Genomic DNA, 14162 nt, shown 5'->3' with positions numbered 1-14162 from the left:
AATGGCGGCCCTACTCAGCGGCAATCGACGATTAAACGTCCGCGTACTTTACCCGCCAGCAGCTGCTCAGCACCTTCACGCGCTTCGCTCAGCGGAATCACCTTGGTTAACTGTTGCAACAGGTCGCCATCCACCAGTTCCGCCAGTCGCTGCCACGCCTGCTGACGCAGCGGTTTGGCGCACATCACACTATCCACGCCCGCCAGCACCACGCCACGCAGAATGAACGGCGCGACGCTGGTCGGCAGATCCAAACCCTGCGCCATACCGCACGCCGCTACTACGCCATCGCGCTTGATGCCCGCTAACACATTGGCCAGCGTGTGGCTGCCAACGCTATCAATCGCCGCCGCCCAGCGCTCTTTTGCCAGCGGTTTGCCCGGCTCGCTCAGCTCTGCGCGATCGATAATCGACGAGGCGCCAAGCGTGTTGATCAGGTAATCGCTATCGCTGGCGCGACCGCTGGAAGCAATAACCTCATAGCCGAGACGTGCTAGTAAGCTGACGCTGAAACTGCCCACGCCGCCGCTCGCGCCGGTGACTAAAACCGGGCCATGCTGCGGCGTGATGCCCTGTTTTTCCAGCGCCAGTACGCACAGCATGGCGGTGAAGCCAGCGGTGCCAATCGCCATGGTTTGCAGCGGGCTCAGTGCGGCAGGCACTTTCACCAGCCAGTCGCCCGAGACGCTGGCTTTCTGCGCCAGTCCGCCCCAATGTTTTTCACCTACGCCCCAGCCGGTGAGCAGCGCCACATCGTCCTGCTGCCATTCGGCATGGCGGCTGCTGATCACCCGGCCAACAAAATCGATGCCGGGCACCATCGGGAATTGCCGCACAATCGGGCCTTTGTTGCAGATGGCGAGCGCGTCTTTGTAGTTGAGCGTGGAGTAGCTTACTTCGAGGGTGACATCCTGATCGGGCAGTTGTTTTTCTGACAGATCTTTCAGGGATGTGCGGTATCCCTGTTCATCATTTTCAATGACCAATGCCTTGAACATGCAGCCTCCGGCTGGTTGAGGAAAGTGGGGTAATAGTACTCCTTTTTTTGCCTTACCCAACCCTTACCCGCCGCGGGTTGTTCCCGCAAAAAAAAGATGACATTATTGCGCCCCAGTTAGTGATCAACTCCCAGATTTACTTCGCCGAGGAAACCTCCTCATTGCTGTGCCATCGGCACCCACTCATCCTCTCTCAGGGATTTGTGTTATGAACCCATTGAAAATTGCTGCCAGCGTTGCTGTAGCGCCAACCCTTAGTCTGAACACTGCGCGCGACGTGGTGACGCTGGACAATACCGACTTTACCGATGTCGCGGCGGTCGTGATCACCTTGTCGGACACGCGCAGTGGCGTGCTGACGCTGTTACGCAAAATCGGCTTTAATCTGCCGGTGTTTGTCGCCAATGCGTTCGATGAAGAAGTGCTGAAGCTGCCCGGCGTCACCGGTGAAATCAACGGCGCGCCAGAAGAGTGGGACGCGCTGGAAGACGCCGCGCAGGCCTATGAAGCCGAGTTGCTGCCACCGTTCTTCGACACGTTAACGCGCTACGTCGATATGCAGAACAGCACGTTTGCCTGTCCGGGACATCAGGGTGGCGCCTTTTTCCGCAAACATCCGGCGGGACGTCAGTTCTATGAGTTCTACGGTGAGAACGTCTTCCGTTCTGATATGTGCAATGCCGACGTTAAGCTCGGCGATCTGCTGATCCACGAAGGTTCAGCCAAAGATGCGCAGAAGTTCGCGGCGAAAGTGTTTAACGCCGACAAAACCTACTTCGTACTCAACGGCACGTCCAGCGCCAACAAAGTGGTGACCAACGCGCTGCTAACGCGCGGCGATCTGGTGCTGTTTGACCGCAACAACCACAAATCCAACCATCATGGCGCGCTGATTCAGGCGGGCGCAACGCCGGTCTATCTGGAAGCGGCGCGCAATCCGTTTGGCTTTATCGGCGGCATTGATGCGCACTGTTTTGACGAAGCTTATCTGCGTGAAGAAATCGCCAAAGTGGCTCCCGATCGTGCCAACGAACAGCGTCCATTCCGCCTGGCGATCATTCAGCTCGGCACCTACGATGGCACGGTGTACAACGCGCGTCAGGTGGTCGATCGCATCGGTCATCTGTGCGATTACATCCTGTTCGATTCGGCGTGGGTTGGCTACGAGCAATTTATTCCGCTGATGGCGGGCTGTTCGCCGCTGACGCTGGAGTTGAACGAGAACGATCCGGGCATCTTTGTCACGCAATCGGTGCACAAGCAGCTGGCCGGTTTCTCGCAGACGTCGCAGATCCACAAGAAAGACAATCACATCCGTGGGCAGAAGCGTTTCTGTCCGCACAAGCGCCTCAACAATGCGTTTATGCTGCACGCCTCAACCAGCCCGTTCTATCCGCTGTTTGCCGCGCTGGATATCAACGCCCGCATGCATAAAGGCGAGGCGGGACGCAGCATGTGGCACGAGTGCGTCACTATCGGCATTGACGCGCGCAAAGCGATTCTCGAACGTTGCGAGATGATTCAGCCGTTCCTGCCGGAGAATGTCCACGGCAAGCTGTGGCAAGCGGCGGAAACGGAAGCTATCGCCGCCGATCCTGCTTACTTCAGCCTGGAACCGGGCGCGAAGTGGCACGGCTTTGAAGGTTACGCTGAACAACAGTATCTGGTTGATCCCTGCAAGCTGCTGCTTACCACGCCGGGCATTGACGCCGCCAGCGGTGAGTACACCAGCTTCGGTATTCCAGCGACTATTCTGGCCAACTATCTGCGCGAGAACGGCATCGTGCCGGAGAAGTGCGACCTTAATTCGATTCTGTTCCTGCTGACGCCAGCAGAAACGCCGGAGAAGATGGCGCATCTGGTGGCGATGCTGGTGCAGTTTGAGCAGCACGTGCGCGAGGATGCGCTGCTGGCGGAAGTGCTGCCGAGCGTGTATCGCAAGAATATTGAACGCTACAAGGGTTACACGCTGCGCCGCTTGTGTCAGGAGATGCACGATCTCTACGTCAGTTTCGACGTTAAGGATCTGCAGAAAGCGATGTTCCGTTCAGCCTGTTTCCCGCCGGTGAAAGTGAATCCGCAGGATGCGCATCAGGCCTATATTCGTGGCGAAGTGGAGCTGGTGCCGATTGCCAAAGCCGAAGGGCGCATTGCGGCCGAAGGCGCCTTGCCGTATCCACCAGGCGTGCTGTGCGTGGTGCCTGGCGAAGTGTGGGGCGGTGCGGTGCAGCGCTATTTCCTTGCGCTGGAAGAGGGCATCAACCTGCTGCCGGGCTTCTCGCCGGAGCTGCAAGGGGTTTACACCGAAGAAGATGAGAGCGGGCGTTTGTGTTTAGTGGCGAATATGATGGTGTGAGATTTGATTCGTCATTAAAAAGGTCGCCATGAATGGCGACCCTACACGTAGGGTGGGCATTTATGCCCACCTTTTTAAATCAATACCTTATCTTAAAACCGACGATAACTGCGCTGCGCCTGACTCACTTTATACAGATAACGCCGCGATTCCGCCGATGGATGGTTGGTGGTCAGCGTCTGGTAAACTTCCGTCGGCGACATACTATTTATTGACGAGAACGCGCGATCCTTATCGCTGGAGAACACGCGCAGCACGCTGCCCGCACCGCCGTTGTACGCCGTAATCACCGCATAACGCCGTGATGTCGGATCCTGAATCCCACCTAAATAACTTCTCTGCAGCAGCGACAAATACGCGGTGCCCGCATCAATATTATTCTCAGGATCAAGCAGATAGCTGCGGCTCGGTTTGCCGCCTTTGCCCTTCATGCGGAACACATCGACACCGGCAGTATGCTGCACCACCTGCATCAGTCCCAGCGCATCAGCATGGCTCACCGCATACGGGTTGAAGCTCGATTCAATCTGCATAATCGCCAGAATCAATGACGCATCGACGCCATATTGCTCAGCGGCTTTGCGCACCATCGGCAGATATTTGTGCGCACGTTTGTCGAGGTGGTTTGGCACCATCGGAATGGTAACCGACCAGATGACGTGCAATCCGGAGGTGCGTTTCTGCAGTTTGTTTTGAATCAGATAATCAGCAAAGCTACCGGCGCGGCCCTGCCAGCGAATCGGCTGGCCGGTATTATCCAGCACCTGGCCGTACAGCAGCGGCTCTTTACTGATTTGAATATCGTTGGCATCGGAGTAGAGATCGACATTGCCCGGATCTTCGCCAATCAACAGCGTGGTGATGATCGCCTGACGCAGGCTGGCCATCGGATCGGTGCCGGAAATGGTCTCAATGGTGATGCTACCGCTGTCAAAGTTGATGTGACTGCGGGTGTAATAGCCGTCGCTATATTTGACGTAATCTTTCGGTCCGGCGATCAGAACTTCATTGATTCCCCAAATGTTTTCAATATTGTGGGCAAACTGACCCATCAAAATATCAAAACCGTTGGTGTCCTTGACCCACTCTTCATGGTACTGCGATTTTTTTTGTCCGGAGCAGGAGACCAAAAGTGGTGCAATCACCAAGAGCGCTATCAGTTTTTTATTCATTGTTAATGCGTGCCTGAATCGAAAAAGAGGGCCTCAAAGGGAAGCCCTGAACGGTTATTTTTCTGGCGGGGTGTAACCTTCAATGTGCACATCTTTGCCTTCGAACAGGAAATTGATCATCTCCTTCTCCAGCACTTTGCGATCTTCCGGGTTCATCATGCTCAATTTCTTCTCATTGATCAGCATGGTTTGCTTGGACATCCACTGCTGCCAGGCTTCTTTGGAGATCTCATTAAAGATGCGCTTACCCAGCTCGCCAGGATAGAGCTGAAAGTCCTGACCTTCAGCGTCGCGTTGCAGATAAGTACAAAAAATGGTGCGGCTCATTACTCTTCCTCTTCGGTCACGTCTGCTCGACGCGTAAGCTGCTGGGGATGGCGCAATTCATGCAGCAAGCGCTCAACCGGCGCCGCCAAACCCACTGACGGTGGTTGCGCTAAGTTATACCAGAGACCGCCCGCTTCATCCATCAGCGACCCAGCCGAAGGCCATGCTAGCCACATAGGCACAATGTCTAAGTGGAAATGGCTAAAGGTATGGCGGAACGCGGTGAGCTGCTTCGGTTTGGCATGAATGCCGCGCTCGGTTAGCCAGTCAGTTAGCGCTTGCTCACTTGTAAATTGTGGGAAGCAGAACAATCCGCCCCACAGGCCAACCGGTGGACGCTGCTCTAACCACACGTCATCGCCATCCTGCATCATCAACATCCAGCCGCTACGTTCTGGCAAGGTCTGCTTGGGTTTTTTACCTGGATATTCAGCCCAGCTGCTGTTGGCATAAGCGACGCATCCGCTACTGAGCGGGCAGATTTCGCATTTAGGGCGTGAGCGAGTACATACTAACGCGCCAAGGTCCATCATTGCCTGATTAAACTGGCTGACGCCTGCCGCTGGCGTGACTTCTTCGCTGATCTGCCACAGCCGTTTTTCAACGTCCTTTTTACCCGGCCAGCCGCCCACCGCGTAGCAGCGCGCCAGCACGCGTTTTACGTTGCCATCCAGAATCGGGAAGTGCAGACCGAGCGACAGCGATAACACCGCGCCCGCAGTAGAACGACCAATGCCCGGCAGCGCTGCAACATCGTCAAAGTTACGCGGGAACTCGCCGCCATGCATCTCCACCACCTGTTTCGCGGCTTTGTGCAGATTACGCGCACGCGCGTAATAGCCGAGACCGGTCCACAGATGCAGCACTTCATCCAGCGGCGCAGCCGCCAGATCGGCCACAGTTGGGAAACGCGCCATAAAGCGTTCAAAATAGGGAATGACGGTAGCAACCTGGGTTTGCTGCAGCATCACTTCAGAGAGCCATACCTTGTACGGCGTTTTCTCCTGCTGCCACGGCAGGGTTTTGCGACCGAAGCGCTGATACCAATCCAGCACTTGTTGCGCGAACGTCGGCGCTTGCATCATAAGAAGGAAATTTTCCGTGTTTACTCTACAATCAGGCAGGAATTCCAGCACAGAGACCTCAGGGTGTAAACCGGAACATTGCAAAGGCTTGCTTCTGCTTCCTAACTTTGCATAATGCCCGTTTCCCAGAACAGGCTAACCAGCAGGCTTCAACATGATTAATGACGTCATCACCCCAGAATTTGATGAGAACGGGCGGCCATTACGCCGTATCCGCAGTTTTGTGCGCCGTCAGGGGCGCTTAACGAAAGGACAGCAGCTCGCGCTCGATAATTTATGGCCGGAGATGGGCGTGGAGTTCCAGCAGGAGCCGCTGGATCTGGTGAAGCTGTTTGGCCGCGACGCGCCGGTGGTGCTGGAAATTGGTTTCGGCATGGGCGCCTCGCTGGTGACCATGGCGCAGAATAATCCGCATCAGAACTTCCTCGGCCTGGAAGTGCATGCGCCGGGCGTGGGTGCTTGCCTTGCATCGGCGAAGGAAGCGGGCGTGGAAAACCTGCGCGTGATGTGTCACGACGCGGTGGAAGTGCTGCAGAAGATGATTCCGGATAACTCGCTGCGCATGGTGCAGCTGTTCTTCCCGGATCCGTGGCACAAAGCGCGCCATAACAAACGCCGCATCGTACAGGTGCCGTTTGCTGAGCTGGTGATGCGCAAATTGAAGCTGGGCGGCGTGTTCCATATGGCGACCGATTGGGAAGCCTACGCCGAACACATGTTAGAAGTGATGAGCAGCATCGACGGATATAAAAATCAGTCGGAAAGTAATAATTACGTGCCGCGTCCAGAAACGCGTCCGTTAACCAAGTTTGAGCAGCGCGGGCAGCGACTGGGCCATGGCGTATGGGATCTGATGTTTGAGAGGGTGAAATAATGGCCGTACAGCGTAGCCGTCGTTTGCGTAAAAAACTGCATATTGATGAGTTTCAGGAATTAGGCTTCTCCGTCGCATGGCGTTTTGCCGAAGGCACCACCGAGGAGCAAATCGACGCCACTGTTGATCAGTTCATTAATGAAGTGATCGCGCCGAATGGTCTGGCGTATGACGGCAGCGGTTATTTGGTGTGGGAAGGTCTGGTGTGCTTGCAGGAAACCGGCAAATGCACCGATGAACATCGCGAGCTGGTGCGCAAGTGGCTGGAAGCCCACAACCTGACAGATGTGCAGGTGACTGAACTCTTCGACGTTTGGTGGGACTAAGTTTTAGTGGTTGATGCGGGAAGGTGGCCATAAATGGCCACCCTACAACGGAATTCGTAGGGTCGCCATTTATGGCGACCTTTTTATTGCTCAGGAGATTTCATGGTTCGTAAGGCACTTATCGCCGCGCTGCTGCTGGCGGCAACTCAGGCTCAGGCTGCATACGAGTGCAGCGTCAAGCCACAGGATGATGTGATCATTAAACCGCAGAGCGTGCAGGTGGTGGGAACCAACGGCAACCTCGAAATCACTCCGCAGGGCGATGTGCAGTTTAATGGCCAGAAGGTCAACGTGGATAACGCCGCGCGCCAGAAAGCCATCGATTATCAAACCGCGCTGCGTCGCGATTTGCCGTGGATCGATAGCGGCGCGACCTCGCGTCTGGAGCGCAGCCGCGTGGCGCTGGATAAAGTGATTGTCGAAAAGCTCGGCGAGAATAGCAACGTGCGTAATCGCCTCACCAAGCTGGATGGTCAGCTCAAGCAGCAAATGAACCGCATTATTGAGCATCGTCCAGACGGCTTGACCTTCCATCATCAGGCTATCGATCAGGTGCGCGCGGAAGGCGAGAAGCTGGTACAGAGCACGCTCGGCGGCATCATGCAGGATAGCCTCAACGAAATGGGCAGCAGCCAGGCGGCAAACGGCAGCAATCCATTGCAGGCAATCATGGGCAACCTTGGTGGCTTACAGCAGTCGGTGCAGGCGGAATGGAATAAGCAGGAGCAGGATTTCCATAACTTCGGCCACGAAGTGTGTAACCGCGTTACCGTACTTGAAGATCAGCGCAAAGGCTTGATGCAGGGCGTTAAAGGTTAAAAAAACTAAAAGGCCGGTTTCCCGGCCTTTTTTACTCACTCATCTTCGCTTAAGAACAGCTCCAGCAGCGAGTTCAGGAACAGTTTCCCTTTCTCGGTAATCTGCCAGTTCTCCGTGGTTTCCACCACATATCCCGCACTTATCGCCGCCTCAATTTGCGGGCGAATCACCTGCTCATCCATGCCGGTATAGCGACGGAAATCGGCACGCGGTGCTGCCTCCAGCAGACGGAAACGGTTCATAAAGAACTCGAACGGCTTGTCGTTCTCAGCCACGTCGTGCTGCTTATCGAGATAGTTGCCTTTCATAAAGCCGCGCGGATGACGGGTTTTCACCGTACGCACGATGCGACCATCGGCTTGCGTCAGCTTGCCATGTGCGCCACAGCCAATGCCGAGGTAATCACCGAAGCGCCAATAGTTGAGATTGTGCTCGCAGCGATAACCCGGTTTGGCATACGCCGATGTCTCATATTGTTGATAGCCCGCAGCGCTCAGCAGTTGATGACCTTGCTCAAAGATATCCCACAGCGCATCGTCATCCGGCAGTTTCGGCGGACGCGATCCGAATAAGGTATTTGGCTCAATCGTCAGCTGATACCACGACAGATGCGGTGGGTTGAGCGCAATCGCCTGGCGCAAATCATCCAGCGCTTCTTCCAGCGACTGATCCGGCAAGCCGTGCATCAGGTCGAGGTTAAAGCTGCGCAGACCTAAACCTTCCGCCAGCTGTGCAGCGCGCACCGCTTCTTCCGGCCCGTGAATGCGGCCAAGGCGCTCCAGCTTTTGGGGACTGAAACTCTGCACGCCAATCGAAATACGGTTAATACCGGCTTTCTGGTAGCCGCTAAAGCGATCGGCTTCCACGGTGCCTGGATTGGCTTCCATGGTGATTTCCGCATCGGCCGCCAGCGGCAAACGCGCACGCACGCCGTCCATCAGCATCTGCATTGCATTGCTGCTCAGCAGGCTTGGCGTACCGCCGCCGATGAAAATAGTGCGCACTTCACGCCCACCGGTCAGCGGCAAATCCTGTTCGAGATCGTTAAGCAGGTGCTGCACATACTCAATGTGCGGCACCTCGCCTTTTAACGCGTGAGAGTTGAAATCACAATACGGACACTTCTGCACACACCACGGAATGTGGATGTATAGGCTTAATGGCGGCAACTCAGGTAAAAAATCAGGCATTGCGCATCGCTTCCAGCAGCAGCGTCAATGCTTTTCCACGGTGAGAGACGGCGCGCTTTTCGTCTTTACTCAGCTCTGCCGCCGTTTTACCTAATTCAGGTACATAAAAGATGGGATCGTAACCGAAACCGCCTGCGCCCGCTGCCGCGCGGGTGATTTCGCCGGCCCAGCTACCGTGGAACACCAGCGGCGTTGGATCGGCGGCGTGACGCACGTAAACCAGCACGCAGTGGAACTGCGCCTGACGTTCCCCATCCGGCACCTTTTCTAATGCTACCAGCAGCTTTTCGAGATTTTGCTGATCGCTGGCATCAACGCCCGCATAGCGCGCGGAGTAAATCCCCGGCGCGCCGCCCAGCGCATCGACCGCCAGACCGGAATCATCGGCAATCGCCGGTAAGCCGGTGATCTCGGCCGCATGACGCGCTTTCAGAATGGCGTTTTCGATAAAGGTCAGGCCGGTTTCTTCCGCCGACTCAACGCCGAGTTCAGTTTGCGCCACGATATCAAGCCCGAAGGCCGCCAACAGATCGGCCAGTTCACGAACTTTGCCCGGATTACCGGTAGCGAGAACAACTTTTTGCATAACAGTTCCAGATAGACGAATTACAGCAAATACCAGAGACCTGGGAACAGGTCCATGCCGAGGAAATTCAGCGCGTACAGCACCAGAATCACAATCATGGCAGAGAAATCGATACCGCCCATCGCCGGCAGAATACGGCGAATTGGCGACATCAGCGGTTCAGTCAGCTGCATCAAAACCTGATCCACCGGGCCGCGACCCTGGCTGATCCAGCTCATCAGCGAACGAATGATGATCACCCAGAACACCAGATAACCGGCAGATTTCACCAGCGACAACAGACCAACCAGCAGGTTGGTGGGATCAACCGAGAACACGCCGACCTGAATCAGCAGTAAAATCGGATATTTCAGCGTGGTCAGCACAAAGGCCAGCAGCAGCGATGCGGTATCAATCGGCCCAATCGCCGGGATCACGCGGCGCAGCGGCTTGATAATCGGTTGGGTGATCTTCACGACAAACTGCGCCAGCGGGTTGTAGAAGTCACAGCGCGACCACTGCATCCAGATGCGCAGCAGCAGCACCATCACGTACAAATCGATCAGCGTTTTGACTAAAAACGTCAGTGTTAACATGAGGTTCCTCAATTATTGTTGTGAAGGTCGCGCATAATCCCGCGCGCCAAAAACGGCGGTGCCAATACGCACCATGGTGCTGCCCGCGGCGATAGCCGCGTCCATATCGTCGCTCATTCCCAGAGAAAGCGTATCGACGTCAGGATAATCCTGTTTTAAGGCATAAAACGCGGCGGCCATCTGCTGACACACCGCTAATTGCCGCGCGTAGTCTGATTCGGGTGCCGGAATCGCCATTAGCCCCCGCAAGCGCAGCTGCGGCAGTGCGGCGATCTGTTGCGCCAGCTCCGGCAACGCCTCCAGCATGATGCCAGATTTGCTGTTCTCGTCACTGATATTTACCTGAATTAACACGTTGAGCGGCGGCAACGACGCCGGGCGCTGATCGTTCAGGCGCTGCGCGATGCGCTGGCGGTCAACGGTGTGGCACCAGGCGAAGTTTTCCGCTACCAGACGGCTTTTATTGGATTGCAGCGGGCCGATAAAGTGCCATTGCAAATCAGGATGTGCGGCCAGTTCAGCCACTTTTTCAACCCCTTCCTGCACGTAATTTTCACCGAACGCTTGTTGTCCAGCGGCAATGGCTTCTGCGACCGCGCTCGCAGGTTTGGTTTTGCTCACTGCAAGCAGCGTAATTTCTTCTGGCGCGCGGCCGCAACGTGCGGCGGCAGCGGCGATACGCTCACGCACTTGCTGTAAGTTGTGCTCAATGGAAGTCATAGTCAGGAGAAGTTAAATGGAGTTGGATGAAATTGTGGCCCTTAGTGTAAAGCATAACGCCGCCGATCTGCACCTTTGCAGCGGACATTTGCCGCACTGGCGGCGACAAGGCGTGCTGGAGCCGATTCCGCAGCAAAACGCACTGGATGGCGGCTGGCTGGAAGCCTTTATGCAGCAGTGGCTCACAGCGTCGCAACAGGCCGAGCTGGAGGAGAACGGCCACGTTGACTTTGCCATCACGCTTGCCAGCGGCATTCGACTGCGCGCCAACCTTTTTATGCAGCGTCACGGCTTATCGCTGGCGCTGCGGTTGATTGCCAGCCAGGCGCCCGATCTCAGCAGTCTGCATTTACCCGACGTAGTGAGCCAGCTGTTACAGCTGGAAGAGGGGCTGATTTTAATTACCGGCGCCACCGGCAGCGGCAAATCCACTACGCTGGCGGCGATGGTGGATTGCCTGAACCGCCAGCAGGCGCGGCACATCCTGACGCTGGAAGATCCGATTGAGTTTGTGCATCGCAGCCAGCGATCGCTGATTCAGCAGCGCGAAGTCGGCGCACATTGCGCATCGTTTCAACACGGGCTGAAAGCCGCGCTGCGTGAAGATCCTGATGTGATTCTGCTCGGCGAACTGCGCGACAGCGAAACCATCCGCCTGGCGCTCACTGCGGCAGAAACCGGCCATCTGGTGCTGGCTACGCTCCATACGCGCGGCGCAACCCAGGCGGTTGATAGGCTGGTGGATGTGTTCCCTGCCGAGGAGAAAAACCTGGTGCGCACCCAATTAGCGGGCAGCCTGAAAGCGGTGCTGGCGCAGCGTTTAGTGCCGGCGAAAGCGGGCGGGCGTATTGGCTTGTTTGAAGTGTTGGTGGCGACGCCGGCGGTGGCGAATCTGATTCGCGAGGGCAAGATGCATCAGTTGCCGGGCGTGTTGCAAACCGGTGCGCAGGCGGGCATGCAGACATTTGCGCAGAGCGAGCAGGCGCGGCAGTTAGCGGGGATGATTTGAAGGCGTTGGCAACGGTCGCCATGAATGGCGACCCTACGACAAGCCAATAACGGCAGCGTGTATGGATTTACCGTAGGGTGCGCATTAATGCGTATCAAACCAATCTTCGAGGATAATCACGGCAGATTGGGAATCGACCTGGCCTTTCTGCAGCGCACGAAAGCCGCCGCGTTCAAACAGGTCGGCACGCGCTTCGACGGTGCTCAGGCGTTCGTCCTGCAGCTCGACGCGAACGCCAAAACGGCCATGCAGTCGATTGGCGAACTTACGTGCGCGCGCGGTGAGCTCCTGTTCGGTGCCATCCATATTCAGCGGCAAACCCACCACCACATAATCGGGCTGCCACTCTTTCAGCAACTTTTCGATCAGCTTCCAGTCCGGCGTGCCATCCTGCGCTTTGAGCGCCGTTAACGCGCGGGCGGTGCCCGTTAACTGCTGACCCACCGCAACGCCGATGCTTTTGGTGCCGAAATCGAAGCCCAGTAAGGTTTCACTGGCCATCAGGCGTGTCCTGCATCGGTGGCAATATTGTGAATATCAACACCTAAACCGCGTGCCGCTTCACGCCAGCGCTCAGCGATGGGCGTCTGGAACAGAATATTGGTGTTAGCAGGCGAGGTGAGCCAGGCATTCTCCAGCAGCTCATCTTCCAGCTGACCTTTCTCCCAGGCGCAATATCCCAGCGCTACCAGCACGTTATCGGGCTGTGAAGTGGTACCGATCGCTTCCAGCACATCACGCGAAGTGGTGATCACCGTGGTGTCTGAAATACGAATGCTCGAGGAGTAAATGCGCTGCGCCGAGTGCAGGATGAAACCACGATCTTCCGCCAGCGGACCCCCGGCGAACACCGGCTTGTCCAGTTTGATGGCAGGATCGCGTTCGGATGCGCTAATTTTTAGCTTTTTCAGAATGCCTTCAACCGTCAGGTTATCCATCGGCTTATTCACGATCAAACCCATGGCACCATCTTCATTGTGCTCGCAGATATAGACTACCGAGCGTTTGAACAGTGGGTCCTGCAGCGACGGCATCGCAATTAAAAAATGATGCTGTAAATTCATTATCACTCGTATACCAAAAATAACCGGCGCAGCCGCGGCAGCGCCGGTTTTGGGTGTTCACGGAGTGGAGACTCCGACGGCATCAGCCCAGGCGTTTCTCAATGGCATCCATCAGCATGCCAGTGATCGATATCGGGAACGCGGCCTCGATTTCACGTACGCAGGTTGGGCTGGTCACGTTAACTTCAGTCAGTTTATCACCGATGATATCCAGGCCGACAAAAATCAGCCCTTTAGCTTTCAGCGTTGGGCCGACGCGACGTGCAATTTCCCAGTCGCTGTCGCTCAGCGGACGCGCTTCACCACGGCCACCGGCCGCCAGGTTGCCGCGCGTTTCGCCACCTTGCGGAATACGCGCCAGGCAGTACGGCACAGGTTCGCCATCCACCACCAATACGCGTTTGTCGCCATCTTTGATCGCTGGCAGATAGTTCTGCGCCATGCAGAAGTTCTGGCCGTGATTGGTCAGAGTTTCGGTGATCACGCCAAAGTTGGGATCGTCTTGCTTCACGCGGAAGATCGATGCGCCGCCCATGCCGTCCAGCGGCTTCAGGATCACGTCGCCATGTTCCTGCCAGAAGGCGCGCAGCTGCTCTTTATTGCGCGTGACCAGCGTATCTGGCGTCAGGTCGGCAAACCACGCGGTATACAGCTTCTCGTTGCAGTCGCGCAGGCTCTGCGGTTTGTTGACGATCAGCGTGCCTTGCTCTTCTGCGCGTTCCAGCAGGTAAGTGGCGTAGATAAATTCGGTGTCGAACGGCGGATCTTTACGCATCAGCACCACGTTGAGATCGGCCAGCGGGATATTCTGCTCGCTGCCAAACGTGTACCAGTTGTCGTAGTTCTGCTCAACGCTCAGCAGACGGGTGCGCGCATAGCTCACGCCACCGCGCAGGGAGAGATCGCTCATCTCCATGTAATGAATTTCGTAACCACGGCGCTGTGCTTCCAGCAACATGGCGAAGCTGGTGTCTTTTTTAATGTTGATGGACGAAATTGGGTCCATAACGATGCCAAGCTTAATCATTATTCTCTCCTAAATGGGGAAGCAACTACCCCGA

16 protein-coding genes are annotated in these 14162 nt (G+C 56.1%); 5 read left to right on the top strand and 11 right to left on the bottom strand.

Annotation, left to right across the window (positions count from 1 at the left end):
* Positions 1-14 precede the first annotated feature (14 nt).
* Positions 15-998, bottom strand: a complete 984-nt coding sequence (locus NR302_RS15715) for an MDR family oxidoreductase (protein ID WP_179452185.1) — start codon at positions 996-998, stop codon at positions 15-17.
* A 208-nt stretch (positions 999-1206) separates the two neighbouring features.
* Between NR302_RS15715 and NR302_RS15710 the strand changes: the two genes are divergently transcribed.
* Entirely contained in the window at positions 1207-3354 is a 2148-nt protein-coding gene (locus NR302_RS15710) for an ornithine decarboxylase (protein ID WP_258143897.1), read from the top strand.
* Between the two features lie 92 nt (positions 3355-3446).
* Here NR302_RS15710 and mltC read toward each other — a convergent pair whose 3' ends face one another.
* Genes mltC through mutY form a run of 3 tightly spaced genes read right to left on the bottom strand, consistent with a single transcriptional unit; the run spans position 3447 to position 5938 of the window.
* Complete coding sequence (mltC, locus tag NR302_RS15705) at positions 3447-4526, bottom strand: membrane-bound lytic murein transglycosylase MltC (protein ID WP_008107227.1); 1080 nt, start codon at positions 4524-4526, stop codon at positions 3447-3449.
* A gap of 54 nt (positions 4527-4580) precedes the next feature.
* On the bottom strand, positions 4581-4853 hold the full coding sequence (locus NR302_RS15700; RefSeq protein WP_007890330.1) for an oxidative damage protection protein: 273 nt from the start codon (positions 4851-4853) through the stop codon (positions 4581-4583).
* Entirely contained in the window at positions 4853-5938 is a 1086-nt protein-coding gene (gene mutY, locus NR302_RS15695) for an A/G-specific adenine glycosylase (RefSeq protein WP_258143896.1), read from the bottom strand. The genes NR302_RS15700 and mutY overlap by 1 nt, the downstream gene beginning before the upstream one ends.
* A 154-nt stretch (positions 5939-6092) precedes the next feature.
* Between mutY and trmB the strand changes: the two genes are divergently transcribed.
* The 3 genes from trmB to NR302_RS15680 all read left to right on the top strand — a co-directional run bounded on the left by trmB (position 6093) and on the right by NR302_RS15680 (position 7957).
* Entirely contained in the window at positions 6093-6812 is a 720-nt protein-coding gene (trmB, locus tag NR302_RS15690) for a tRNA (guanosine(46)-N7)-methyltransferase TrmB (protein ID WP_258143895.1), read from the top strand.
* Complete coding sequence (locus tag NR302_RS15685; protein ID WP_008107231.1) at positions 6812-7138, top strand: YggL family protein; 327 nt, start codon at positions 6812-6814, stop codon at positions 7136-7138. The genes trmB and NR302_RS15685 overlap by 1 nt, the downstream gene beginning before the upstream one ends.
* A gap of 102 nt (positions 7139-7240) precedes the next feature.
* Positions 7241-7957: a DUF2884 domain-containing protein gene (locus tag NR302_RS15680; protein WP_258143894.1), complete on the top strand. Its 717-nt coding sequence runs from the start codon at positions 7241-7243 to the stop codon at positions 7955-7957.
* Positions 7958-7992: 35 nt separating this feature from the next.
* Here the strand turns inward: NR302_RS15680 and hemW are convergent, their stop codons facing one another.
* Genes hemW through NR302_RS15660 form a run of 4 tightly spaced genes read right to left on the bottom strand, consistent with a single transcriptional unit; the run spans position 7993 to position 11028 of the window.
* On the bottom strand, positions 7993-9147 hold the full coding sequence (gene hemW / locus NR302_RS15675; RefSeq protein WP_258143893.1) for a radical SAM family heme chaperone HemW: 1155 nt from the start codon (positions 9145-9147) through the stop codon (positions 7993-7995).
* Positions 9140-9733, bottom strand: a complete 594-nt coding sequence (locus tag NR302_RS15670) for an XTP/dITP diphosphatase (protein WP_154155286.1) — start codon at positions 9731-9733, stop codon at positions 9140-9142. Before NR302_RS15670 ends, hemW begins: the two co-directional genes overlap by 8 nt.
* A 20-nt stretch (positions 9734-9753) precedes the next feature.
* Positions 9754-10308 (bottom strand): YggT family protein, encoded by a 555-nt coding sequence (locus NR302_RS15665; protein WP_008107240.1) that lies wholly within the window; start codon positions 10306-10308, stop codon positions 9754-9756.
* 12 nt (positions 10309-10320) lie between these two features.
* Positions 10321-11028, bottom strand: coding sequence for a YggS family pyridoxal phosphate-dependent enzyme (locus NR302_RS15660; RefSeq protein ID WP_258143892.1), 708 nt, complete (start codon positions 11026-11028; stop codon positions 10321-10323).
* 16 nt (positions 11029-11044) lie between these two features.
* Here NR302_RS15660 and NR302_RS15655 point away from each other — a divergent pair, with 16 nt between their 5' ends.
* Complete coding sequence (locus NR302_RS15655) at positions 11045-12037, top strand: type IV pilus twitching motility protein PilT (protein WP_258143891.1); 993 nt, start codon at positions 11045-11047, stop codon at positions 12035-12037.
* Between the two features lie 84 nt (positions 12038-12121).
* On the opposite strand, the gene ruvX is transcribed toward NR302_RS15655, so the two are convergent.
* The 3 genes from ruvX to gshB form a co-directional block, all read right to left on the bottom strand.
* Complete coding sequence (ruvX, locus tag NR302_RS15650) at positions 12122-12538, bottom strand: Holliday junction resolvase RuvX (RefSeq protein WP_061720236.1); 417 nt, start codon at positions 12536-12538, stop codon at positions 12122-12124.
* Positions 12538-13101 carry a YqgE/AlgH family protein gene (locus NR302_RS15645; protein ID WP_008107249.1) on the bottom strand — a complete coding sequence of 188 codons (564 nt, stop codon included), beginning with the start codon at positions 13099-13101 and terminating at the stop codon, positions 12538-12540. Before NR302_RS15645 ends, ruvX begins: the two co-directional genes overlap by 1 nt.
* An 82-nt stretch (positions 13102-13183) precedes the next feature.
* Positions 13184-14128: a glutathione synthase gene (gene gshB, locus NR302_RS15640; protein WP_008107250.1), complete on the bottom strand. Its 945-nt coding sequence runs from the start codon at positions 14126-14128 to the stop codon at positions 13184-13186.
* Between the last annotated feature and the right edge of the window lie 34 nt (positions 14129-14162).

The organism is Pantoea sp. SOD02 (genome assembly GCF_024707505.1).
Taxonomy (GTDB): domain Bacteria; phylum Pseudomonadota; class Gammaproteobacteria; order Enterobacterales; family Enterobacteriaceae; genus Pantoea; species Pantoea symbiotica.
The sequence above is the reverse complement of the archived record's forward strand: the minus strand, read 5'-3'. Positions and strand labels throughout refer to the sequence as shown.